The sequence below is a fragment of the Inquilinus sp. NPDC058860 genome (assembly GCF_042743185.1).
Classification (GTDB): domain Bacteria; phylum Pseudomonadota; class Alphaproteobacteria; order DSM-16000; family Inquilinaceae; genus Inquilinus.
In genome coordinates, this window is sequence record NZ_JBHYMS010000010.1 from 91,963 (window position 1) to 111,477 (window position 19,515).

The following is a 19,515-nucleotide window of genomic DNA, read 5'->3' on the forward strand; positions in this document are numbered from 1 at the left end:
GGCGACGGTACGCTGCCGGATGGGCGGATCGAAGCCGGTCATCGAATTCGCGATCGAGGTTTTCGTGCGCGGCCACAGCGCCGGCAAGAGCCTCGTCTTTCCCTACGAGGCCAGCCGCGTCGGGCCTCTGTGGCTGATGCGCGACGCGCCGCGGAAGAGCCCCCGCGATTATCGCAAGGAGGAGTGGATCGCGCACGGCGTCGATCCCGCAGAGGTGGATGCGACGGCGCGGCGGCATGCGCGCGGGCGCTTTTTCGTCTGCGCCATGATCCCGGACGGCGAGCCGGACGGGGCCGTGCGAAGCGCATACAAGGCCCTGGGCTACCGGCTGCTCGGGACGGAGGGCTTCTTCGTCCAGGCGCTGGACCGGATCCCCATGCCGCCATCGCCCGTCCCGATCGAACGCGTGCGCACGCCCGGGCTGGCGTCGCGGCTGGGGACGGCCACCCGCACCCGGCCGATGCCGGACAGCCTGCTCGGCGACGGCGCCCCGTTCCGGCAGTATGTGGCGCTGGACGGGGAGGACATCGTCGGGCGGGTGCGGAGCGTGGATGCGGCGGGGGCGACATGGTGCGCGGACATGCATGTCGCGCCCTCGCACCGCCGCCGCGGCATCGGCCGGGCGCTGCTGTCGAGGATGCTGCAGGACGACAAGGCCCGCGGATCGAAAGCCTCGGTGCTGACCGCGAGCCATGCGGGGGCTCTCCTGTATCCCGGCATGGGATACGAGCGGATCGGGACGCTGTTCGTGTTCGCGCCGGACAGAGAGTCCCGCTAGCCCGGCGGCGTTCTCGTCCATCGTGTTCGCTTTTTGTTCTTGACGCGATGCCGCATCGCGTGGCATAGTTCAGGCACAGTCGAAGAGTTGCGCCTGCCCGGCACCGCCGCGGCGGGCGCTTTCGTTCCGGCAACCGGATGGGAGCGTGGGGCGGCATGGCGAAGACTCCGATCAAACCGAACCGAAGGCAGCGTCGCTTCGCCTGGTTGTCCGCTTCGGTCCCTTAGCGCTATCGCCACAAGGACCAGGCGGCCTCGCGATGGCGCTTGATCGCGTCGCGCAGGGCCGCCGGGCCCGGCCCCTCGCGGAGGACGGCGCGCGAGACGACCGGGAGGACTCTTTCGCGCGCCGAGCGGAACTTCGTCGCCACGTCCGTCATCGCCGCGCCCTGCGGGCCGATGCCGGGCGCCAGGATCAGCGATTGCGGCAGCCGGTCGACCAGGGCGGCCTCGGCCGGCTCGACCGTCGCGCCCACCACGGCGCCCAGCGGGCCGATGCCCGGCCCGCGGGCCGCGTTCCAGGCGGTGATCCCGTCCGCCAGGGCCTCGGCCACCGTGCGGCCGTCGGGATGGCGGGCCGCCTGCAGCGCGCGGCCTTCCGGGTTCGAGGACCGGACCACGACGAACACGCCGGTCCCGGTCGCCGCGGCGCGGTCGAAGACGGGCCGCAGCGCGTCGAAGCCGAGATAGGCGCTGACGGTCAGGGCGTCGCCGCCGAAGCCGCTGCCGGCCCCCAGCATGGCGGCGGCGTAGCCCGCCATGGTTCCGCCGACATCGCCGCGCTTGGCGTCGACCAGGCACAGCGCCCCGCGGCTGCGGATCTGGGCGTTGACGGCGGCCAGCTCGGCCATGCCGGCCGGGCCGAAGCGCTCGAAGAAACCGGATTGCGGCTTGATCACGGCGACCAGCCCGTCCGCCGCCTCCAGCACCCGTCCGCAGAAGCTGCGCAGCCCGGCCGGATCGTCGGCGAGGCCCCAGTGCCGCAACAGCTCCGGCGACGGGTCGAGGCCGAGGCAGAGCGGCGATCGGTGGGTCGAGAGGTCGGCGAAACGCTCGGCGAAGCTGGCCATCGGTGCGGCTCCTGCAAGGGAAGACCCGGATGTGATCGGGCCTTGGCCTTTGCGCGTCCATCGACTAAGCCGGTCGAGGATGTGAGCTGAGGTCACATGGTCAGACGACGGCTGCCATCGCTGAAAGCCCTGCAGGCCTTCGAGGCCTTTGCCCGCGCGGGCTCGATGGTGCGCGCGGCCGAGGAGCTCTGCGTCACCCATGGCGCCGTCAGCCGCCAGATCAAGGCGCTGGAGCGGCAGCTGGGCGCGACGCTGCTGACCGGCCCGCGTCACGGCCTGGCCTTCACCCCGGCGGGGCGGGAGCTCGCCGCCTGCCTGGGAGCGGCGTTCGACCAGATCGCGGCGGGGCTGCCCGGGGCCGGGGTGGGAGAGGAGCTGGTGGTCTCCTCGCCGGGCACCTTCGCCATGAAATGGCTGATCCCGCGCCTCGCCGGCTTCGTCGAGGCGCATCCCGGCATCCAGGTCCGGATCATCGAGGATGGCGGCCCGGTGGAGTTCGGCCGCGGCGGCGTCCAGGCCGCGATCCGGCCGCATCGCGGCGCGGCGCCGTCCGGCGTGACCGCGACGCCCTTCCTCGCCCATGCCTTCGGCCCGGTGCTGGCCCCCGGGCTGTTCGACAAGGCGGGCCGCGCCGGAGCCCTGCTGCTGCCGCGGCTGCACAGCGAGACCTTCGCCGAAAGCTGGCCCCGATGGGCGGCGGATGCCGGCATCGCCCTGCCGCGGCCGGCGGCCGAACGGTCGTTCGAGCACAATTCCTACATGCTGGAGGCGGCGGCGGCCGGGCTGGGCATCGCGGTCACGGCCTGGGCCTTCGCGCAGTCCGACATCGAGGCCGGACGGCTGGTCGCGCCCTGGGGATTCCGCCCCCTGGCCACGAGGTTCACCTGCCTGCGGCCGTCGCTCGCGAGCCACCCGGCAGCGGAGCTGCTGGCCCGCTGGCTGGTCACGGAAGGCCGCAGGGCCAAGCCGCCGCCGGCGCCGCTCTAAGTCCGGCTGAGGACACCCCGGAGCGGCCGGGGCTGGCGGTCGGGGTCGAGCGCGAGGACGAAGAGGCCGGCATAGCGCAGCTTCCGGCGCGCGCCCGCGCCGAGGAACCGGCGGAGCTGATCGACGAAGCCGGCGTCCCGCCACGCGGCCTGCCGCTGGAGCGTGCGAAACGAGGCGAGGTCGCCCTCTTCCGCCAGTATCGCTTCGATGGCGTCGGGCCCCACAGCGCGAATCAGCTCGTCTTCCAGGTCGCGGTCGCAGACGAAGAAGCCCCCGGCTTCGAGCTCGCTGCGCGACTCGGGCGGCGCGAAGCCGGCCCGCGCCAGCGCACGGCAGAAATGCCGCTCCTCGGCGGCATCGCACAGGCCGCAAACGCGCAGCCCGGCGCCGGCCGGCCCGAAGCGGGCCAGGAAGCTCGACACCGACCGGGCGCCGCCGACCGGCACCACGACCACGCCTTCCGCGGCCAGGTCCCTGGCCTCGAGGCTAGCCAGGGTCTCGACCGCGATCTGATCGCTGATCCCCTCGACCAGCACGATGGACCGGGCATGCCGGGCGCGGTCCAGCGCAGCCGCGGTGGCCCGGAGCGGAGCATCGGCCCCGCTGGCATATCCGGGAACGGAGATCTCCCGGCGACGGCGTCGCGCGCCGCGGCTTCCCGACCGCGCCGGCGCCGGATCTGCGGCTTTCTCGGCCAACCCAGCCACCCCCATGCCTTCCGACAGGCTCCGCAATCGTACAGATCCCGGAGGGCCCTGGCCACGGATGCGGGCCCGCCACACAGCATGTTCGCTTTTTGTTCTTGACGCGATGCCGCATCGCGTGGCATAGTTCAGGCACAGTCGAAGAGTTGCGCCCGTCCGGCACCGCCGCGGCGGGCGCCGTTGTTTCGGAATGAAGGCCGGCGATCCGGGCCGGCTCACGGACCTGATGTCCGCTGCGCGCCGGTTTTCGACACCACCGCCGGTCGACCCACCCCGTATGCAGTCTCGACCGGCCTCGGGAACGGGGTCCGTCCGCGACTCCCATTTCGGTTTTCGGAGGCCGCCTTGTTCCTGGACACGCTGACCAACGTCATCGCCGGGCTGTTCACCGCCAAGGACAAGCTGGCGCATGACCGCTTCGGCCTGGTGCTGCAGGACCGCGGGCAGCTCGACGCCGCCTATCGCGGCGACTGGATCGCCCGCAAGGTGATCGACGTGCCGCCCTTCGACATGACCCGGGAATGGCGGCGCTGGCACGCAGCACCGGACCAGATCGAGGCGATCGAGGCTGAGGAGGCGCGGCTCGGCGTCCAGCGCAAGGTGGCGCGGGCGCTGCGCCTGGCCCGACTCTACGGCGGCGCCGCCCTGGTGCTGGGCGCCGGCGACGGCGACCCGGCGCAGCCGCTGCCGCCGCTCGGCCGCGGGGCCCTGCGCTATCTGCACGTCATGCATCGCTGGGAGATCGCGCCCGGCGAGATCGACCGCGACGTGCTGTCGCCCGGCTTCGGCGAGCCGGGCTGGTACCAGGTCGCGTCGGCTCAGCAGGGGAGCGTGCGGCTGCATCCGAGCCGGGTGGTGCGGCTGCCCGGCGCCGAGCTGCCGGACGGGGCTGGCGCCGACGGCTGGGGCGACAGCGTGCTGCAGGCGATGATGGACGCGATCCGCCAAGCCGGCCTCGCCGCCCAGGGCGTGGCGACGCTGATCCACGAGGCCAAGCTCGACGTCATCCGCATCCCGCAGCTGACGCAGAGCCTGGCGCAGGACGACTACGCCCGGCGGCTGGTGGAGCGCTTCGCCTTGGCGAACACCATGAAGGGTCTCGTAAGCGCCCTGGTGATCGACAAAGAGGAGGAGTGGGACCGCAAACAGCTGAGCTTCGCCCAGCTGCCCGAGGTCATGCAGCAATACCTGCAGATCGCCGCCGGCGCCGCCGACATCCCGGCCACCCGCCTGCTGGGCCAGGCCCCGGCCGGGCTGAACGCCACCGGCGAGAGCGACATCCGCAACTACTACGACCGGATCGCGGCGGAGCAGCGGGTGACGCTGGGACCGGCGCTGCGCCGGCTGGACGAGGCGTTGATCCTGAGCGCGCTCGGCACCCGCCCGCCGGAGATCCGGTTCGAATGGGCGCCGCTGTGGCAGCTGGGGGCGGGGGAGGCGGCGGCGATCGGCAAGACCAAGGCCGAGACCAGCTCGCTCTACGCCGCGTCCGGACTGATCCCGCCCGAGGTGCTGGCCCGGGCCGTCCGCAACCAGATCGTCGAGGACGGCATCTATCCCGGCATCGAGGCCGCCTATGCGGTGGTCGGGGAGGGGGCGGCGGGCGCCTGACAGCCCCTTCGTCTCCCTTCTCTTTTGTCATCACCGGGCTCGACCCGGCAATCCAGTGGCGACCAGTGCCGGTCTCGACATTCTCTGGATCACCGGGTCAAGCCCGGTGATGACAGATGAAGAGCCGCAGCCGCTTTGCTCGCCCCCATTGCAATGGAGATTCCATGCTCATCACCGACACGGTGACGCTGGTCGGCGACCGGCGCACCACGCAGGACGGCTATCTGGTCGCGGCCGCCCGGATCGCCCGCACCGGCGTCCAGACCTACAGCGGCGCCGAGATGGGGCGCAGCGACCTCGCCGCCGTGCGGGTCTGGCGGCCGGAGGAGGAGGTGTTCGCCGCCGATGCCCTGGCGTCGATGGCGCACCGCCCGGTCACGCTCGACCATCCGGCCGAGCCGGTCACGGCGGCGAACTGGAAGGCGCACAGCGTCGGCCAGGTCGGCGGCGAGGTGGCGCGGGACGGCGACTATATCCGCGTGCCGCTGGTGCTGATGGACCGCGCGGCAGTCGACGCCGTCATCGCCGGCAAGCGGCAGCTCAGCGTCGGCTACGCTGCCGAGATCGACTGGACGCCCGGCACCACGCCGGCGGGCGAGGCCTATGACGCCGTGCAGCGCCGGATCCGCGCCAACCATCTGGCCGTGGTCGACGCCGCCCGCGCCGGCCCGGCCTGCCGCATCGGCGACGCCTGGAGCACCGCCGCGCCGATCGCCCCGGCCGCGCCGGCGGACGAGGTCGCGGCGCTGCGGACCGCGCTGGAGGCCAGGGACGGCGAGATCGCCGCCCTGACCGCCCGGCTGCGCGACGCCGAGCTGACCCCGGTGCGGCTGGACGAGGCGGTGGCGGCCCGCGCCGTCCTCCTGGCCGAGGCCCGGCGGATCGGCGGCCAGGGCCTCGCGGTCGACGGCCTCGGCGAGGCCGGGATCCGCCGCGCCGCCGTGGCCGCCCGGATCGGCGACGCCGCCGCCCGCGACATGAGCGACGCCGCGATCGAGGGCGCCTTCCGGGTGCTGGCCGCCCCGGCCGGCCCCGCGCGGCCCGACCCGCTGCGGCAGGTCCTGGCCGGGCGGCAGGTCGCCGGCGATGCCCGGGCCGAGGCGCTGCGCCGGCGCGACGCCCGCCTGGCCCAGGCCTGGCGGAGCACGATCGGTTCCCCCGCGGCCTGATCCGCCGCCCATCGCAGAAAGGAGAGACGGACATGGCCGTCGTGCAGAACAGCTACAGCGAGACCATGCGCCCGGCGACCGCCGGCATGGTCGCCAACCTGACCAATGCCGATGCGGACAGCCGCATCGTCGAGACCGCCGCCGGCATCGGCTTCGGCCTCGCCGTCGGCCAGGGCGGCGCGGCCCGCGGGGCCGTGCTCGGCGCCGCGGCGGCGGCCGGCTTCGTCGGCATTTCGATCCGTGACGTCGTGCTCGACCCGGCCGACGGCGACACCTACCGGCAGGGCGCCAGCATCGCGGTGCTGACCGAGGGCGACATCTGGGTCGTGACCGGCAGCGCCGTCGCGGCGGGGGACAATGTCGTGTTCGAGGCCGCGACCGGCATCCTGTCCAGCCTGCCGGCCGATGCCACCCATTTCGCCATCGCCGGCGCCCGCTGGATGACCGCAGCCGCCGGCAGCGGTCTCGCCGTCCTGCGCCTGGGCGGCGCGCTGCCGTCGGTGTGATCCACAGCTTCCGAACGCCCAGCCCTTCCAAGGAGCCTTCCATGTTCGCATTCGACGCCCAGCAGGCGCTGGGCTTCCTCGTCGCGCAGACCAGCCAGATCGAGGCGCAGGTCTACGAGATCCAGTATCCGGACATCCAGTATCCGGCCCTGGTTCCGGTCGACACCTCGGCCAATCCCTGGGCCAACAGCGTCACCTTCTTCTCCACCGACCGGTTCGGCCAGGCCGAGTGGGTCAGCCACCTGGCCAAGGACATCCCGCTGGCGGATGTCGAGCGCGCGCAACATGACCGGCCGATCGAGATGGCGGCGATCGGGTACCGATACACGCTGCAGGAGCTGGGCCAGGCGATGATGGTGCCGGGCACCAACCTGTCAGCGGACCGGGCGGCGGCGGCCGTCCGCGCCTATGAGGAGTTCATGGACGGCCTCGCCCTGCGCGGCGTGCCGCCGAGCGGCGTCGCCAAGGGCTGGACCGGCCTGATCAACGACCCGAATGTCACCGCGGGCTTCGTCGCCAACGACGGCGCCGGGGCCTCCACCCGCTGGGCGGACAAGACCCCCGAGCAGATCCTGCGCGACGTCAACGCGCTGCTGACCGGCGTCTACGAGGAATCGCTCACGGTTGAGCTGGCGGACACGCTGCTGCTGCCGATCGACCGGTTCACCCTTCTGGCCGACACGCCGCGCAGCGGCTCGAGCGATCTGACCATCCTCGACTATCTGCGGCGCAGCAACACCTATACCGCGATCACCGGCGCGCCCCTGACCATCCGCGCCATGCGCGGGCTGGAGACTGCCGGCGCCGGCAGCACCGCGCGCATGGCCGCCTATCGCCGCGATCCGCAGGTGGTGAGGCTGCACCTGCCGATGCCGCACCAGTTCCTGGCGCCGTCGCAGTCCGGGCCGCTGGCCTTCGACGTGCCGGGCATCTTCCGCACCGGCGGGGTCGAGATCCGGCGGCCGAAGGCCTTCCGCTACGGCGACGGCATCTGACCCGCCTGTCCGATAAGGCGCCCGGGGTGGCCGTCTGGCGGCGGTTTCTGCGCTTCCGGTGCTCACGGACCATAACGTCCGCTGCGCTCCGGTTCTCGAAACCGCCACCAGCCGACTCACCCCGAGCGCATTCTCGAACCGGCTTTGATCTTTCTTCAGGAGAAACGGCCATGCGCGTCACCAACATCTCGCCCGGGCCGCGCTTCCTCCATGCGCAGGGCCGGGTGCGGCTGCTCGAGCCGGGCGAGACTGCCGAGCTCGAGCTGAGCGCGGCGGAGGCTGCCAATGTCCGGCGGCAGGTCGAGGCCGGGGAGCTGGCCTGGGCCGAGCCGCCGGCGGCCGCCGGGCCGAGGGTGGTGCATCGGGGCTTCGGCCGGCACTACATCGTCGGCCCCGGCGGCGAGGACCTGGCCGGCCCGTTGCGGAAGGAGCAGACCGCGGCGGAACTGGCCCGGTGGCTGGGGCAGGAGGGCTGACGATGGACCATCCCATTCCTGCCGATCTCAAGGCCCGCTTTCCGGATTTCGCTACCGTGGCCGACGCCATCGTGCAGGCCGCGCTCAGCGAGGCGGCGCTGCAGATCGGTGATGACTGGGCCAGCGAGGCAGATGCCCGGCTCGGCCGGCTGCTCCTCGCCGCCCATGTCCTGACCCTGGACGGGCAGGGCAGCGGCGCCGAGGCCGCAGCGGCCGCCGCCGGCGGGTTCCGGCGGATGCGCAGCGGCGCGCTGGAACTGGAGCGGCCAGACACGGCCGATGCCGGTCCCGGTGCGCTGGATTCGACCGGCTACGGGCGCCGCTTCCTGGAGCTGATGCGGCGCAACGTGCCGGCCGTGACGGTGGTGTAGCCGCGGAAGGGCGGGTCCTGGAATCGTCGCTTCGGACTTCCCAGTTTCTCTGATAGTGATAGGCGGAGCCAAGTCAGGAGCGGATCATGGGCGCGCCCGCGACCAAGATCGGGAAGCCAAAGAGTGACGGGACCAAGATCGTCTATCCGGCCAAGCCCGGAAAGACGGAAGATCTCGCATCCGTGCGCAAGCGGGTGATGCGCATGACGAAGGACGCGCGTGCCGTCCTCGCCAAATGAGCCGATCTGGCTGACGGCCGACGATCTGATCGAGACCAACAAGGATGAAGTCTCGGAAACCGGAGAACCCCATCTTCTCCGGGACCGCGGGCTTGCGGAGATGGCGGCCCACAGACCCCAGAACATCTACTGATACGAGGGGGAGCGGGACATCGTCCGGTTGGGTCTGCATCTGCTGATGGGTGTCGCCCAGAATCATGCTTGTGAGCAGGGAACAAGCGCACTGCGTTGACGGCGGCGCTCATGTTCATCGAAGCCAACGGATACGCACTGGATCTCGGCGAGGATACCACCTGGCTCGGTGAACTGGTCCTGGCGGTGATCGAGCATTGCGCCGGTCTCGATCAGCTCGAGCAGGCGATCAGGGGCTGCATCGTCGATCCTTCGTAGCCGTAACCATCATCTCACCGCATGTGAAGCAGGGCCGCCTCTCGGGGCGGCCCTGCCCTTTCAGGGAGGCACCATGTCCCTGCTCGACGGCCCTCTCCGGACGGTGTTCGGCGCTGTTTTCGCGCCGCTGCTGCCGGACGGCACCCTGCATGTCGTGGCCAAGGATGCGGATGGCCAAGTGATCCTGCCGCCGACCTTCGCCGATGTGCCGGTCAAGGGCCATCGCGACCAGGCCGGTGACCGGCAGCGGGCCGATTGGGGGATCCCCGATCAGGCGGCGCGGCTGATCGTGCTGCAGGCCGGTGTCGTCGCGGCCCCGACCGTCGACGACGAGATCACCCTGGCCGGCGGCCGGTGGCGGATCGGCTCGGTCGAGCGCGATCCGGCCGGCGCGGCCTGGATCCTTACCGGAGTGCCCGCCCGATGATCCGCATCACCGGGGTCGACCGCCATCTCCGGCGACTGACGCTGCGGACCAAGACCCTCCACCGAGAGGTCGGCAAGGCCGTCGTGGCGGCGGCGAACCTGGTCGCGGCGGAGGCGGCGGCCAGCATCGCCGCCGGCTGGATCAGCGGGCCGGACCATGTCCCGTCCAAGCCGGGCGAGCCGCCGAATGCCGACACCGGCCGGCTGCACGGCGCGATCGACGTCGTGCGCCGGGGCGAGACGGCGGCCGAGGTGGTCTCGGCCGCGCCCTATGCCGCCGACCTCGAATTCGGCACCGCGCGCGTGGCGGCCCGTCCCTATCTTCGGCCGGCCACCGCGAAGAAGCGGCAGGACGCGGTCGCCCTGATCGTCCAAGCCGTCCGCCGAGGCCAGGCGGGCCAATAGGGGCCGCGATGTCGTATCGAGGAGAGATGACCATGCCCTGGTTCCATTTCATGGCCGATTTCGATTTCCGGCCGTCGCGGCGCCTTGTCCTGGCCTACCGGGCGGGAGCGACGCTGCTGGTCCCGGCCGCCGCGGCCGAGGCGGCGGAGGCCGCCGGCGCCGGCCGGCGCGTGGCCAAGCCGGGCCCGCGGGCCGGGGACGATCATGAGCGGCCGTGACCTGTCCGGCCCGCTGCGGCGCGCGGTGGTCGCGGCGCTGCAGGCCGACCCGGGCGTGGCCGCCCTGGCCGGCGGGCGGGTCTATGACCATGTCCCGGCCGCACCGGCCTATCCCTTCCTGCGCTGCACCACCACGATCGCATCACCGTGGGAGGCGACGGGCGGCGTGCAGGGCAGCCTGATCCGGCTGCAGGTCGACGCCTTCGCCAAAGGCTACGGCCGCGCCTCGGCCGAGCCGCTGGCGGCGGCCACGGTCGCGGCGTTGGACGAGGCCGATCTCGCCGTCCCCGACGGCTCGCTGGTGTCGCTGCAATGGCGGCAGACGCGGATGCTCGACGACCCCGCGGAGCAGGGTGTCGTCCACGCCGTGATCGAGTTCGACGGCATCGCGGCGCTGTAGCGCCGCGCCCCATCCATGCCGATGCCCGGCATGCCCGGCCCCGCCCTTGCGCGGGGTCTTTTCGTTCGAGGAGATCCCGATGGCCCAGGCCAAGACCTTCCGCTTTTCCGACGTCATGATCCTGCTCGGCGACGGGGCGACCCCGACCGAGGTCTTCGCCGCGCCCTGCGGCCTGACCGAGCTGGGCATGACCATCGCCACCGACACCAACGAGACCGTGATCCCGGATTGCGACAATCCCGACGACCCGGCCTGGAAGATCACCGACATCACCGCGCTGCAGATGACGCTGAGCGGCCAGGGCGTGCTCGACCGCGTGGCCCGCAAGGCCTGGGAAGACTGGGCCTTCAGCGGCAGCGAGAAGACCGTGCGCTGGGTGTACGACGTCACCGCGGCGGATTTCGGCGGCTACTATCAGGCGCCGGCGATCCTGACCAGCTATCAGGTCACTGCCCAGCGCGGGCAGCGGGCGACGGTGCAGATCGCCATCACCCTGAACGGCAAGCCGGCCTGGACGGCGGCCGTCTGATGCCGGGCCAGCCGAACATCGCCGCCGAGGTCGAGCTGAGATGGGCGGACGGAACCTATCTGTTCGCCCTCAAGCTGAAGCAGATCGAGGAGCTGCAGCGGCTGTGCAGTGCGGGGCTGGGCGAGATCGCCCAGCGCCTGCTGGTCCAGCGGCGCTGGTATGTCGCCGACATCGTCGAGACCATCCGACTGGGCCTGGTCGGCGGCGGCCTGCCGGCGGTGCGGGCGCGGGAGCTGATCGACACCTATGTCGAAGGGCATCCGCTGGCCGATCCGCGCGACCCGTCGAACCCCCTGGCGACGGCGCAGGCGATCATCATGGCCGCTTATTTCGGCGTCGCCGAGGCGGCGGAGGAGCCGGAGGGAAAAGCCGAGGCCGCGGCGGACGACGGGACGGATGGATCGACGTCGCGGCCTTCACCGGGCAGGCGCTCGCGATCGGCCTCTCGCCGCTCGACATCGGCCGCATGAGCCTGGCCGAGTTCCTGCTGGCCGGCCGGGCCTATGCCAGGATTGTGGATCCGGCCGGCGCCCCGGCCACGGCGGCGCCGCCCGACGAAGTCTTCGACGAGATGCTGGCCCGGGCGCGGGAGAGCGGGTTCCTGGCGGGATGAGGGCTTGACGGCGTCGCCGGCCGGCGCGGTCAGCGGCAGAGTTCGCCGACCACGGTGACGCTGTCGTTGATCACCTTCAGCCTGGCGTCGAAATCCCCAGTCAGCGCAGAGGAGACGCCGTCCAACCGGCCGCTCACGGTCTCGATGCCCCGGAAATCGTCATCGACGAACCTCTCGTACTTGGTCCTGAGGGCCAGAATCGCGCCGGCAAGAACCGCCGGTTGCGCCAGGAGCATCTTGCGCTGATCCAGCACCGTCCGTTCGAACGTTGCCGTGTTGTTGAGCAATGTCCTGAGAGTCGCACATTGCTGCGGCGTGGCGGCAGAGGCGGGGATGGCGATCGCCGTCGACAGAATGGCCAGGCAGACGGCGCCGGCACCAGCGAGCCTCTCCCTAAAGTTGATATTCATGAATTTCATCCCCTCAAAATAGAAATTCAGAGTCTCACGAATCCTGTGCGGTGTCGAGCCCGGTTCTTGCGGAGAAGCCATCATGCCCCAGACCGCCGATCAGATCGTCGTCGAGGTCACGGCCGTCACCGGCCCATACAACCAGGCGATGATCCAGGTTGCCAATATCACCATCAACAACATGAAGAAGGCCGAGGATGCGGCGGAGCAGGGCTCCGGCAAGATCGGAAAGGCCCTGGAGACGATTTCCGGGCGAGTGCCCGATCTGATCAGGAACCTGGCCGATGGCCAGAATGCGCTGCACCTGTTTCTGCAGGAAGGGGCGCAGATCCTGCCGATCTTCGGGCCCTGGGGGGTGGTGCTGGGCGGCGCGGTCGGGGCGATCGATGCGATCGCCGCCAGCATGGGAGCGTATGAAACGGCGGCCGATCGTGCCAAGGCGGCCCAGGACGAGTTCAATGCAGCAATCGAGGCCACGAGAGGGAGCTTCAGCGAGCAGGAACAGGACGCCATCGACGCTTCCCGGGCTCTCAGCCTTGTCGAGCGTGGCCTGCTCGGCATCGCCAGGACAAAGGTCGAGGAGGCCGTGAAGGCGCAGGCAGCCACGTTCAAGGATGTGCAAGCCGGTGCGATCGAGGCCGGTCTGGCCATTGCAAATACGATACGGGCCCAGCAGCAGGAACTGGGGCTCGCCACCGATGAGACTAGGCAGAAGGTCCTCGACCTCGCCACCGAGTTGCAGAACCCCAATCTGAGTTCCCGTCAGTACGATGCGATTGTCACCGCGCTCCGCGAGCTGGGACCGGCGGCCGAGCAGACGGGCATCAGCACCGAGAAAGCCGTGACGGCGGCCAGCAATGCCGGCGACGCCGCGGCGAAGCTGGAAGCGAACAATAAGGCGCTCGGCCTTACCCTCGAGCGCATCAACGAGTTGAACACGACCGGTGCCCGGTTGCTGCGGTCCCTTGGCTTCAGCGCGTCCGAGGCAGCGAACGGGATGGAGAGCCTTACCGGGGCAGTCCATGCGTTCATCAGCGAGAGCCTTCGGTCCGTTCGTGCCGGCGAACTCGCCAAAGGGGAGGTTGAGCGCCGTGTGGAGCAGATGGAGGCCGAAGCTGCTGCGACACTCAAGGGCGCAGACGCCAAGAAGGCCTACGACAATCAGCAGCGCATCACGACGGCGCAGCAATCTGCCTTCAATGATGAGCTGGAGAAGAGCGGAAACGTCTTGAAGGCGCTGGCGCTCAGCGAACGGGCCCGGATTGCGACACAGAGGCAGATCGAAGGAGAGGCGACGATCGAGACCCAGCGCAGCGTCCCGACCAGGGCTAAGCGCAGCGTCCCGACCGAGGCTAAGCGCAGCGTCGGCACGAGGAACGAAACATCGGAGAACGACCCGATAGCGGATCTGCAGCGGCAGGCCGGTCTCAACCAGCGGCTGATCGCGGTCTACCAGCTGGGTGCGGACGCCCAGGCGAGGGCGAGAGCCGAGGTCGATGCCCTCAACGCCGCACGACAGCGTGGGCTCGAGCTCGGCACGGCCGAGCACGCCCAGTATGTGCAGCGATACGAGGACGAGGCCGCCCGCAAGCGTCAGACCGACCAGCGGCTGGCGGACTATGCGAAGGCGGACCAGCTGGTCGAGGCCGCCATGACCAGCCAGGAGAAGTACGAGAATACCAAGGCCGAATACGAGAGGCTGCGCCGGGAAGGGGCGCTCACCGACGCCGAATACACGCGGGTGCTGGAGAAGCTGAACCTGGAGAACCAGGGCTATGTCGAGGGCATCCAGGCGATCGGGCAGGCGCTGCAGAACGGCATCCAGGGCGCGACCAGCTTCTCCGACGCCCTGACCAAGGTCGGGATCGCGCTGGCGCAGATGCTGCTGCAGGCGGCGCTGTTCGGCAACGGGCCGCTTGGCAAGGCCTTCGGGAGCCTGACCAAACTGGGCGGCGGCCTGCTCGGCGTCGGCATGGGAGACGCCGGCACGGTCTTCGGCGAGACGGTGACCAATGCCCTGACCGGGACGGGCGGCCTCTACGCCAAGGGCGGGAATCCGCCGGTCGGCATCCCCAGCGTTGTCGGCGAGGCCGGGCCGGAACTGTTCGTCCCGCGCGTGCCGGGCACCATCATCCCGACGCAGATGTCGCAGCGGCTGCTGTCCGGCCGCGACACCGGGGCGGGCCAGCCGATCACCTTCAACATCTCCATGGCCGGCGCCAACGGCGACCGCACCATCGCCGAGATCGCCGCCACGGCGGTGAAGAAGGGCCTGGCCAGCGTGCCCGAGATCAACCGCCAGCATCGGATCCGCTTCGCATGATCATCTACGACTGGCCACAGGTCCTGGTCGCCAATGCCGAGACCTTCCGGATCGACGCACGCACCCGCTCCGGCGGCGAAACCCTTTCCGGACGCGAGCAGGCCGTCGGATCGGGCCTCGGCCGCTGGGTCGCGCAGTTGACCGTGCCGCTGCACACGCCGGCGAAGATCCGCGCCATGCGGTCGCTGCTGGCCCGGCTGGACGGCCGCGCCAACGCCGTCCGCGTCGGGCCTTGCGACTGCCGCAACGGCAACCGGCTGATCCCGGTGACCGGAGACATCCCCTACAGGGACCGGGCGCTCCACAGCGACCGCACCGGCTTCAGGCAGGGCGGCGCCGCGCCGGCCATTTCCGCGGCCCCGAGCGCCGACGGCCTGCAGATCAGGATCTTCAACGGATCGACCGTCCTGCCCGTCCTCGAGGGCTCCTTCCTCGGCATCCGCGGCTATCTCTATGTCGTCGTCGGGGTCTCGCCGAAGCCCGGCGAGGAGGCGCTGCTCGACATCCGCCCGAGGCTGCGGACCGCCGTGGCCGACGGCGATGCGGTCGAATGGTGCCGTGCCCGGGCGCCGATGCGCCTGTCGGCCGATGACGGCGGCGCCTTCGAGCTGCAGTTCGCCCGGACGGGCACGGCGACCCTCGATCTCGTGGAGGTGTGGTGATGCCGCTGTTCCCCGGCACGGTCCGCGCCCAGGCGCAGGGCCAGCACGTGGTCTGTGCCCTGTTCGTGACCTTCGCGTTCAAGCAGGGCGCCCTGCGGGTGTGGGAGGGCGACGGCCCGCTGGACCGCGGCGGCTTCACCTGGCGCGGCATGGGCCACCGGCAGGACGGGGCGGGCAACCCGCTGCAGTCGATCGAGGGGCTGGAGCAGGCGATCAACGGCACCGCGCCGCAGCTCACCCTGACCCTGTCCGGCGTCGACCAGACGGTGGTGACGGCCGCGAAGCAGGATGCCGACGCCGACGAGATCGAGGGACGCGACCTGACGATCTCGATCGGCTTCTTCGACGCGACACGGCCGGGGCTGGTGCCGCTGGACGGCCTTGTGCCGCTGGGCACCTGGATCATGCAGAAGCCGGGCTTCACCGCCACCGGGCCAACCCTGCGCACCATCACGCTGCCCTGCGAGACGCTGTTCGCGCAGCGCAGCCGCGCCCCCTTCGGCATGCTGACCGACCGCGACCAGCAGCGCCGATTCCCGGGTGACCGGGCCCTGGAATTCGTTCCCAAGATGGTGGATCGGACCGCGACATGGCCGAAGTTCTGACCGCACTCGCGATCCATTGCCGGGTGGGCGCCTCGAGCGCCTTCGCCTGGGGCCGGATGGACTGCACCTGCTGGGTGGCGGACTGGGTGAGGGCCCGCACCGGCGCCGACGCGATGGCGGCCTGGCGCGGACGCTATCGCAGCCGGCTGGGCCAGGCCCGGCTGCTGCGGCGGGAGGCGGGCGGCCTGGTCGGCGCCGCCTCCCGCGGCCTGGCCGCCATCGGCGCCGTGCCGATCGATCCCGCCGCGGCCGGGCCCGGCGATGTCGGCATCATCGACACCGAGGACGGGCCGGCCATGGCGATCCGCGGCCAGCTGGCCTGGCTGGCCAAGACCGGTGACGGGCTGTGGCGCTGCCCGGCCGCGACGATGGCGTGGAGGATCTGATGCCGCAGGCGATTCCGCTGGTGATCGGCGCCGTCGGCTCCGGCTTCCTGTCCGCCGGGCTGGCCGGGGCCACCACCGTTCTCGGCGTGGCGCTGGGCACCACCGCGATCACAGCGATCGGCGTCGGGCTGACGGTCGCCGGCACGCTGGCGCAGGTGCTGCTGACGCCGCAGCCGCCCAGGCCGAAGTTCCAGGACGGCAGCCAGAGCGTGAAGCAGGCGGTGCCGCCGCGCGTGCGCTGCTACGGCCGGTATCGCCTCGGCGGCGCCTACATCGACTATGTCGGCGACGACGGCGATCTGAAGGTGTTGCTCTGCCATTGCGCGCATGAGATCGACGCGGTCGAGGAGCATTGGCTGGCCGACGACATCGTGCAGGTGGACACGGCCCATGGCGGTGCCGTGACGACCGGGAAGTACGACAAGTATCGGCTCGGTGACGAATCGTCGGTCTATGTCATCAGCCATCTCGGGTCGCCGGGCCAGACGATCGCATTCGGCATCGGTGACTGGACCGCGGAGCATCGCGGCCGCGGGCTTTGCGCCACCTATGTCAAATATTCCGACCTGAAGGCCGAGCAGCAGCAGGAGGTGTTCCCGAACGGGCCGCCGGCCTATCGGGCGACGCTGCGCGGCGCCAAGGTGTTCGACCCGCGTGACGGCACCCAGGCAGCGGGCGACGAGGCGACCTACACCTGGTCCGACAATGCGGCCCTGGTGATCCTGGATTATCTGACCAGGACCGAGGCGGGCGTGCCGGTGGGCTTCGGGCTCGACATGGCGAGGATCGACCTGGCCAGCTTTGCCCTGTCGGCGGATGTCTCGGACCAGATCGTGGCGCGCAAGCCGGCGGACCCGGCCTATCCGGACGAGAGGCGGTGGCGGATCTGGGGCGCCTACGAGCTGACCGAGGATCGCAAGACGGTGCTGTCCGACATGCTGGACGCCTGCGGCGGCCGGCTGACGCAGGGGCCGGAGGGCCGGATCGGGCTGACGGTCGGCGCCGGCGACACCAATGGCGAAACCGATATCGAGGGCAGGCCCGCCGCGTCGGTCGCTGTCGGCGACGACCAGATCCTGGAATACGACTTCTCCACCGGCAAGGCGGCGATCGAGCGCATCAACGAGGTGCGCGCCACCTATATCAGCCCGGACCAGGACTGGGTGGAGGTCGAGGCCGGCATCCAGCTCGACCAGGCTTCGATCGACCGCAACGGCACGGAGAGCAGCCAGGTCAAGCTGCGCTTCGTGCCCTCCGAAGGCCAGGCCCAGCGCATCGCGCGCTATACGCTGAAGCACGGCAACCCGACCTGGTCCGGCCGGATCCGCGGCACGCTGGCGCTGCTCGACGCCTGGGGTGAGCGCTGGGTCCGGCTGCAGCTCGCGGAGCTCGAGATCGACCGGATCTTCGAGATCACGTCGATGCGGCTGGACCGCACCACCATGTCGGTCGAGATGGAGGTGACCAGCTACGACGGCTGGTGGGACTGGAACGCGGCCACCGACGAGGCCGACCCGGCGCCGATCCCGGGCGACGACGCGGAGGAGGACGACATGCCGGTGCCGGCCGGCGTCGCCGTCTCGATCGAGCATCGGCCGATCAACGGCCAGAGCTACGCGGCGATCGGCGTCATATCGTGGGACCCGCCGCCGCGAAGCGTCTTCGTCGGGCAGGCCCGCTATCGGCCGGTGTTCCCGGAGCCCACCTCTGCCGGGCCCTGGCAGTTCCTCACCGCCGAGCAGGATACCGACACGGTCAAGACCGAACCGCTGGTCGACGGGCAGGCCTATGAGGGCGAGGCCCGATTCCTCGGTCCGCGGCGAACGGTGAGCGGCTGGTCGGATCCGGTGTCCTTCACCGCGGTGGCGGATCCGGTGGCCCCGTCGAGCCCGGTCGGCCTGATGGCCCAGGCGAACACGCCGGCGGTCGGCCAGGTGACCGTCACCGCGGCCCAGGCCAACGACCCCCGCGCCGCCTCGCTGCGCTTCTACCGGAACGGCAGCAACGCATTCACCGGCGCCACGCCGCTCGGCGATCCGTTCTTCGTCGGGCCGGGCGGGACGCGCAGCACCGTCGACACGCCGGGGGCGGGCGACTGGCACTATTTCGCGATCTCGCGCAACTGGTCGAACGTGGCCAGCGCGCCGGCGGGCGGTGTTCTGGCGGAGGTGTCGCCGCCTGCCCCGGTGATCACCGGCCCGTCCGACCCGACCAGCAGCTACGACCGGCGGCCGCCGGTCTCCGGCAATGGCGCGATCGCCGGGGCTGCGATCAGGCTCTACGCCAACGCGATCCAGGTCGGCACCGCGGCGGCGGCCGGCGACGGCACCTGGGCCGTGACGCCGTCGACCGATCTCGGCATCGGCGCCAACAGCATGACGGCGACGCAGAGCGTGGCCGGCAACGAGAGCGTGGCGTCCGGCTCGGTGACCATCACGGTGAATGCGATCGACACCGATGCCTGGGCCTACATCTCGGCGATGACGGTGCGGCCGAGCCTCGCCCGGCAGACGCTGATCAAGACCCTGGTCGAGAGCCTGAAATCCGCCGGGCTATGGGCGAAGCTGGACTGCCTCTATCTGCTGGCGGCGCATCACGAGCAGGCCTCGCGCCTGAATGCCAGGTCGCCGGGCAGCTTCACGCTGGTGGCGACGACGGCGAATTCCGTCCTCCCGAGCTTCACGGCCGATCGCGGCTGGCGGGGCGGGGGCGCCGGCACCACGGCCGGCGGCTATCTGGCCGGCGGCTTCAACGCCACGGTCGGCACCAACCAGCTGCAGCAGAACAGCGCGCATCTGGCCGTCTGGGTGCAGCAGACCTCGGCCGGCGCCACGCAGGGCACCTACCGGGAAGCCGGCGGCGGCCAGGCCCTGATCGCCTGCCGGAACCCGACGGCCGTCCTGTGGTGCATGTCCAATGCCGCCGGCGCCGACGTGCCGGCGCAGGGCGGCGACGGCACCGGTTTTTACGCCTGGAGCCGGCAGGGCGCGGCCAGCTACCGCGCCTATCAGGATGTGAACGACCTCGGGACGATCTCCCGGGCATCGGCGGCGCCGGTCTCGGGCGCCTTTCACGTGCTGCGCGGCGGCTCCGGCTACTCCGATGCCCGGGTCGCGGCGGCTGGCTGGGGGGCGGGGCTCGGCGGTACCGAGATCACGGCGCTGCGCAACGCGCTGCACGACTATCTGGCCGGCGTCGGCGCCGTCCTCTGATCGCCGCTGCGGCGGCCTGACACGACAACCG

Annotated in this window: 25 protein-coding genes; 22 read left to right on the plus strand and 3 right to left on the minus strand. The window is 71.1% G+C overall.

The window, feature by feature from the left end:
* Positions 1 to 64: 64 nt before the first annotated feature.
* Positions 65 to 778, plus strand: coding sequence for a GNAT family N-acetyltransferase (locus tag ACFW16_RS09425; protein ID WP_380304137.1), 714 nt, complete (start codon positions 65 to 67; stop codon positions 776 to 778).
* Positions 779 to 1,007: 229 nt separating this feature from the next.
* On the opposite strand, the gene pyrF is transcribed toward ACFW16_RS09425, so the two are convergent.
* Positions 1,008 to 1,847, minus strand: coding sequence for an orotidine-5'-phosphate decarboxylase (gene pyrF / locus ACFW16_RS09430; RefSeq protein ID WP_380304139.1), 840 nt, complete (start codon positions 1,845 to 1,847; stop codon positions 1,008 to 1,010).
* 96 nt (positions 1,848 to 1,943) lie between these two features.
* Between pyrF and ACFW16_RS09435 the strand changes: the two genes are divergently transcribed.
* Positions 1,944 to 2,834 (plus strand): LysR substrate-binding domain-containing protein, encoded by an 891-nt coding sequence (locus ACFW16_RS09435; protein ID WP_380304140.1) that lies wholly within the window; start codon positions 1,944 to 1,946, stop codon positions 2,832 to 2,834.
* Here the strand turns inward: ACFW16_RS09435 and ACFW16_RS09440 are convergent.
* Complete coding sequence (locus ACFW16_RS09440; protein WP_380304142.1) at positions 2,831 to 3,532, minus strand: TOPRIM nucleotidyl transferase/hydrolase domain-containing protein; 702 nt, start codon at positions 3,530 to 3,532, stop codon at positions 2,831 to 2,833. The two genes, ACFW16_RS09435 and ACFW16_RS09440, sit on opposite strands and share 4 nt — an antisense overlap.
* Before the next feature lie 351 nt (positions 3,533 to 3,883).
* Between ACFW16_RS09440 and ACFW16_RS09445 the strand changes: the two genes are divergently transcribed.
* The 15 genes from ACFW16_RS09445 to ACFW16_RS09515 all read left to right on the plus strand — a co-directional run bounded on the left by ACFW16_RS09445 (position 3,884) and on the right by ACFW16_RS09515 (position 11,886).
* Positions 3,884 to 5,149 (plus strand): DUF1073 domain-containing protein, encoded by a 1,266-nt coding sequence (locus tag ACFW16_RS09445; protein ID WP_380304144.1) that lies wholly within the window; start codon positions 3,884 to 3,886, stop codon positions 5,147 to 5,149.
* A 164-nt stretch (positions 5,150 to 5,313) separates the two neighbouring features.
* Positions 5,314 to 6,318, plus strand: a complete 1,005-nt coding sequence (locus ACFW16_RS09450; protein ID WP_380304146.1) for a DUF2213 domain-containing protein — start codon at positions 5,314 to 5,316, stop codon at positions 6,316 to 6,318.
* Between the two features lie 32 nt (positions 6,319 to 6,350).
* Positions 6,351 to 6,824: a hypothetical protein gene (locus tag ACFW16_RS09455; RefSeq protein WP_380304148.1), complete on the plus strand. Its 474-nt coding sequence runs from the start codon at positions 6,351 to 6,353 to the stop codon at positions 6,822 to 6,824.
* Positions 6,825 to 6,865: 41 nt separating this feature from the next.
* Positions 6,866 to 7,819, plus strand: a complete 954-nt coding sequence (locus ACFW16_RS09460) for a DUF2184 domain-containing protein (RefSeq protein ID WP_380304150.1) — start codon at positions 6,866 to 6,868, stop codon at positions 7,817 to 7,819.
* A 170-nt stretch (positions 7,820 to 7,989) separates the two neighbouring features.
* The gene (locus ACFW16_RS09465; protein ID WP_380304152.1) at positions 7,990 to 8,295 is read left to right on the plus strand and encodes a hypothetical protein; all 306 of its coding nucleotides are present in this window, start codon (positions 7,990 to 7,992) and stop codon (positions 8,293 to 8,295) included.
* Positions 8,296 to 8,297: 2 nt separating this feature from the next.
* Positions 8,298 to 8,666: a DUF4054 domain-containing protein gene (locus ACFW16_RS09470; protein WP_380304154.1), complete on the plus strand. Its 369-nt coding sequence runs from the start codon at positions 8,298 to 8,300 to the stop codon at positions 8,664 to 8,666.
* A gap of 86 nt (positions 8,667 to 8,752) precedes the next feature.
* The gene (locus ACFW16_RS09475; protein ID WP_380304155.1) at positions 8,753 to 8,905 is read left to right on the plus strand and encodes a hypothetical protein; all 153 of its coding nucleotides are present in this window, start codon (positions 8,753 to 8,755) and stop codon (positions 8,903 to 8,905) included.
* A 243-nt stretch (positions 8,906 to 9,148) separates the two neighbouring features.
* The gene (locus ACFW16_RS09480; RefSeq protein ID WP_380304157.1) at positions 9,149 to 9,295 is read left to right on the plus strand and encodes a hypothetical protein; all 147 of its coding nucleotides are present in this window, start codon (positions 9,149 to 9,151) and stop codon (positions 9,293 to 9,295) included.
* A gap of 73 nt (positions 9,296 to 9,368) precedes the next feature.
* The gene (locus tag ACFW16_RS09485; protein WP_380304159.1) at positions 9,369 to 9,722 is read left to right on the plus strand and encodes a hypothetical protein; all 354 of its coding nucleotides are present in this window, start codon (positions 9,369 to 9,371) and stop codon (positions 9,720 to 9,722) included.
* Positions 9,719 to 10,126 carry an HK97 gp10 family phage protein gene (locus ACFW16_RS09490; protein WP_380304161.1) on the plus strand — a complete coding sequence of 136 codons (408 nt, stop codon included), beginning with the start codon at positions 9,719 to 9,721 and terminating at the stop codon, positions 10,124 to 10,126. Before ACFW16_RS09485 ends, ACFW16_RS09490 begins: the two co-directional genes overlap by 4 nt.
* 32 nt (positions 10,127 to 10,158) lie before the next feature.
* On the plus strand, positions 10,159 to 10,344 hold the full coding sequence (locus tag ACFW16_RS09495) for a hypothetical protein (RefSeq protein WP_380304163.1): 186 nt from the start codon (positions 10,159 to 10,161) through the stop codon (positions 10,342 to 10,344).
* Complete coding sequence (locus tag ACFW16_RS09500) at positions 10,331 to 10,744, plus strand: DUF3168 domain-containing protein (protein WP_380304165.1); 414 nt, start codon at positions 10,331 to 10,333, stop codon at positions 10,742 to 10,744. Before ACFW16_RS09495 ends, ACFW16_RS09500 begins: the two co-directional genes overlap by 14 nt.
* A gap of 79 nt (positions 10,745 to 10,823) precedes the next feature.
* Positions 10,824 to 11,273: a phage tail tube protein gene (locus ACFW16_RS09505; RefSeq protein ID WP_380304166.1), complete on the plus strand. Its 450-nt coding sequence runs from the start codon at positions 10,824 to 10,826 to the stop codon at positions 11,271 to 11,273.
* Entirely contained in the window at positions 11,273 to 11,743 is a 471-nt protein-coding gene (locus ACFW16_RS09510; protein WP_380304168.1) for a gene transfer agent family protein, read from the plus strand. Before ACFW16_RS09505 ends, ACFW16_RS09510 begins: the two co-directional genes overlap by 1 nt.
* Positions 11,740 to 11,886, plus strand: coding sequence for a hypothetical protein (locus tag ACFW16_RS09515; RefSeq protein ID WP_380304170.1), 147 nt, complete (start codon positions 11,740 to 11,742; stop codon positions 11,884 to 11,886). The genes ACFW16_RS09510 and ACFW16_RS09515 overlap by 4 nt, the downstream gene beginning before the upstream one ends.
* 29 nt (positions 11,887 to 11,915) lie before the next feature.
* On the opposite strand, the gene ACFW16_RS09520 is transcribed toward ACFW16_RS09515, so the two are convergent.
* Positions 11,916 to 12,296: a hypothetical protein gene (locus ACFW16_RS09520; protein ID WP_380304172.1), complete on the minus strand. Its 381-nt coding sequence runs from the start codon at positions 12,294 to 12,296 to the stop codon at positions 11,916 to 11,918.
* 82 nt (positions 12,297 to 12,378) lie between these two features.
* Here ACFW16_RS09520 and ACFW16_RS09525 point away from each other — a divergent pair, with 82 nt between their 5' ends.
* The 5 genes from ACFW16_RS09525 to ACFW16_RS09545 are packed head-to-tail and all read left to right on the plus strand — an operon-like array spanning position 12,379 to position 19,484.
* Entirely contained in the window at positions 12,379 to 14,619 is a 2,241-nt protein-coding gene (locus ACFW16_RS09525; RefSeq protein WP_380304174.1) for a hypothetical protein, read from the plus strand.
* Positions 14,616 to 15,281 (plus strand): hypothetical protein, encoded by a 666-nt coding sequence (locus ACFW16_RS09530; protein WP_380304176.1) that lies wholly within the window; start codon positions 14,616 to 14,618, stop codon positions 15,279 to 15,281. The genes ACFW16_RS09525 and ACFW16_RS09530 overlap by 4 nt, the downstream gene beginning before the upstream one ends.
* A complete protein-coding gene (locus ACFW16_RS09535; protein ID WP_380304177.1) occupies positions 15,281 to 15,886 on the plus strand; it encodes a hypothetical protein in 606 nt (201 codons plus the stop codon). Before ACFW16_RS09530 ends, ACFW16_RS09535 begins: the two co-directional genes overlap by 1 nt.
* Complete coding sequence (locus ACFW16_RS09540) at positions 15,871 to 16,272, plus strand: DUF6950 family protein (RefSeq protein ID WP_380304179.1); 402 nt, start codon at positions 15,871 to 15,873, stop codon at positions 16,270 to 16,272. The genes ACFW16_RS09535 and ACFW16_RS09540 overlap by 16 nt, the downstream gene beginning before the upstream one ends.
* Positions 16,272 to 19,484: a phage tail protein gene (locus ACFW16_RS09545; protein WP_380304181.1), complete on the plus strand. Its 3,213-nt coding sequence runs from the start codon at positions 16,272 to 16,274 to the stop codon at positions 19,482 to 19,484. The genes ACFW16_RS09540 and ACFW16_RS09545 overlap by 1 nt, the downstream gene beginning before the upstream one ends.
* Positions 19,485 to 19,515: the final 31 nt, after the last annotated feature.

What these genes read in the sequence shown, in the direction of transcription:
- pyrF (WP_380304139.1), bottom strand. Translation starts at nt 1,847, where the DNA reads ATGGCCAGCTTCGCCGAGCGTTTCGCCGACCTCTCGACCCACCGATCG.
- ACFW16_RS09435 (WP_380304140.1), top strand. Translation starts at nt 1,944, where the DNA reads ATGGTCAGACGACGGCTGCCATCGCTGAAAGCCCTGCAGGCCTTCGAG.
- ACFW16_RS09450 (WP_380304146.1), top strand. Translation starts at nt 5,314, where the DNA reads ATGCTCATCACCGACACGGTGACGCTGGTCGGCGACCGGCGCACCACG.
- ACFW16_RS09455 (WP_380304148.1), top strand. Translation starts at nt 6,351, where the DNA reads ATGGCCGTCGTGCAGAACAGCTACAGCGAGACCATGCGCCCGGCGACC.
- ACFW16_RS09460 (WP_380304150.1), top strand. Translation starts at nt 6,866, where the DNA reads ATGTTCGCATTCGACGCCCAGCAGGCGCTGGGCTTCCTCGTCGCGCAG.
- ACFW16_RS09465 (WP_380304152.1), top strand. Translation starts at nt 7,990, where the DNA reads ATGCGCGTCACCAACATCTCGCCCGGGCCGCGCTTCCTCCATGCGCAG.
- ACFW16_RS09470 (WP_380304154.1), top strand. Translation starts at nt 8,298, where the DNA reads ATGGACCATCCCATTCCTGCCGATCTCAAGGCCCGCTTTCCGGATTTC.
- ACFW16_RS09475 (WP_380304155.1), top strand. Translation starts at nt 8,753, where the DNA reads ATGGGCGCGCCCGCGACCAAGATCGGGAAGCCAAAGAGTGACGGGACC.
- ACFW16_RS09480 (WP_380304157.1), top strand. Translation starts at nt 9,149, where the DNA reads ATGTTCATCGAAGCCAACGGATACGCACTGGATCTCGGCGAGGATACC.
- ACFW16_RS09485 (WP_380304159.1), top strand. Translation starts at nt 9,369, where the DNA reads ATGTCCCTGCTCGACGGCCCTCTCCGGACGGTGTTCGGCGCTGTTTTC.
- ACFW16_RS09490 (WP_380304161.1), top strand. Translation starts at nt 9,719, where the DNA reads ATGATCCGCATCACCGGGGTCGACCGCCATCTCCGGCGACTGACGCTG.
- ACFW16_RS09495 (WP_380304163.1), top strand. Translation starts at nt 10,159, where the DNA reads ATGCCCTGGTTCCATTTCATGGCCGATTTCGATTTCCGGCCGTCGCGG.
- ACFW16_RS09500 (WP_380304165.1), top strand. Translation starts at nt 10,331, where the DNA reads ATGAGCGGCCGTGACCTGTCCGGCCCGCTGCGGCGCGCGGTGGTCGCG.
- ACFW16_RS09505 (WP_380304166.1), top strand. Translation starts at nt 10,824, where the DNA reads ATGGCCCAGGCCAAGACCTTCCGCTTTTCCGACGTCATGATCCTGCTC.
- ACFW16_RS09510 (WP_380304168.1), top strand. Translation starts at nt 11,273, where the DNA reads ATGCCGGGCCAGCCGAACATCGCCGCCGAGGTCGAGCTGAGATGGGCG.
- ACFW16_RS09515 (WP_380304170.1), top strand. Translation starts at nt 11,740, where the DNA reads ATGAGCCTGGCCGAGTTCCTGCTGGCCGGCCGGGCCTATGCCAGGATT.
- ACFW16_RS09520 (WP_380304172.1), bottom strand. Translation starts at nt 12,296, where the DNA reads ATGAATATCAACTTTAGGGAGAGGCTCGCTGGTGCCGGCGCCGTCTGC.
- ACFW16_RS09525 (WP_380304174.1), top strand. Translation starts at nt 12,379, where the DNA reads ATGCCCCAGACCGCCGATCAGATCGTCGTCGAGGTCACGGCCGTCACC.
- ACFW16_RS09530 (WP_380304176.1), top strand. Translation starts at nt 14,616, where the DNA reads ATGATCATCTACGACTGGCCACAGGTCCTGGTCGCCAATGCCGAGACC.
- ACFW16_RS09535 (WP_380304177.1), top strand. Translation starts at nt 15,281, where the DNA reads ATGCCGCTGTTCCCCGGCACGGTCCGCGCCCAGGCGCAGGGCCAGCAC.
- ACFW16_RS09540 (WP_380304179.1), top strand. Translation starts at nt 15,871, where the DNA reads ATGGCCGAAGTTCTGACCGCACTCGCGATCCATTGCCGGGTGGGCGCC.
- ACFW16_RS09545 (WP_380304181.1), top strand. Translation starts at nt 16,272, where the DNA reads ATGCCGCAGGCGATTCCGCTGGTGATCGGCGCCGTCGGCTCCGGCTTC.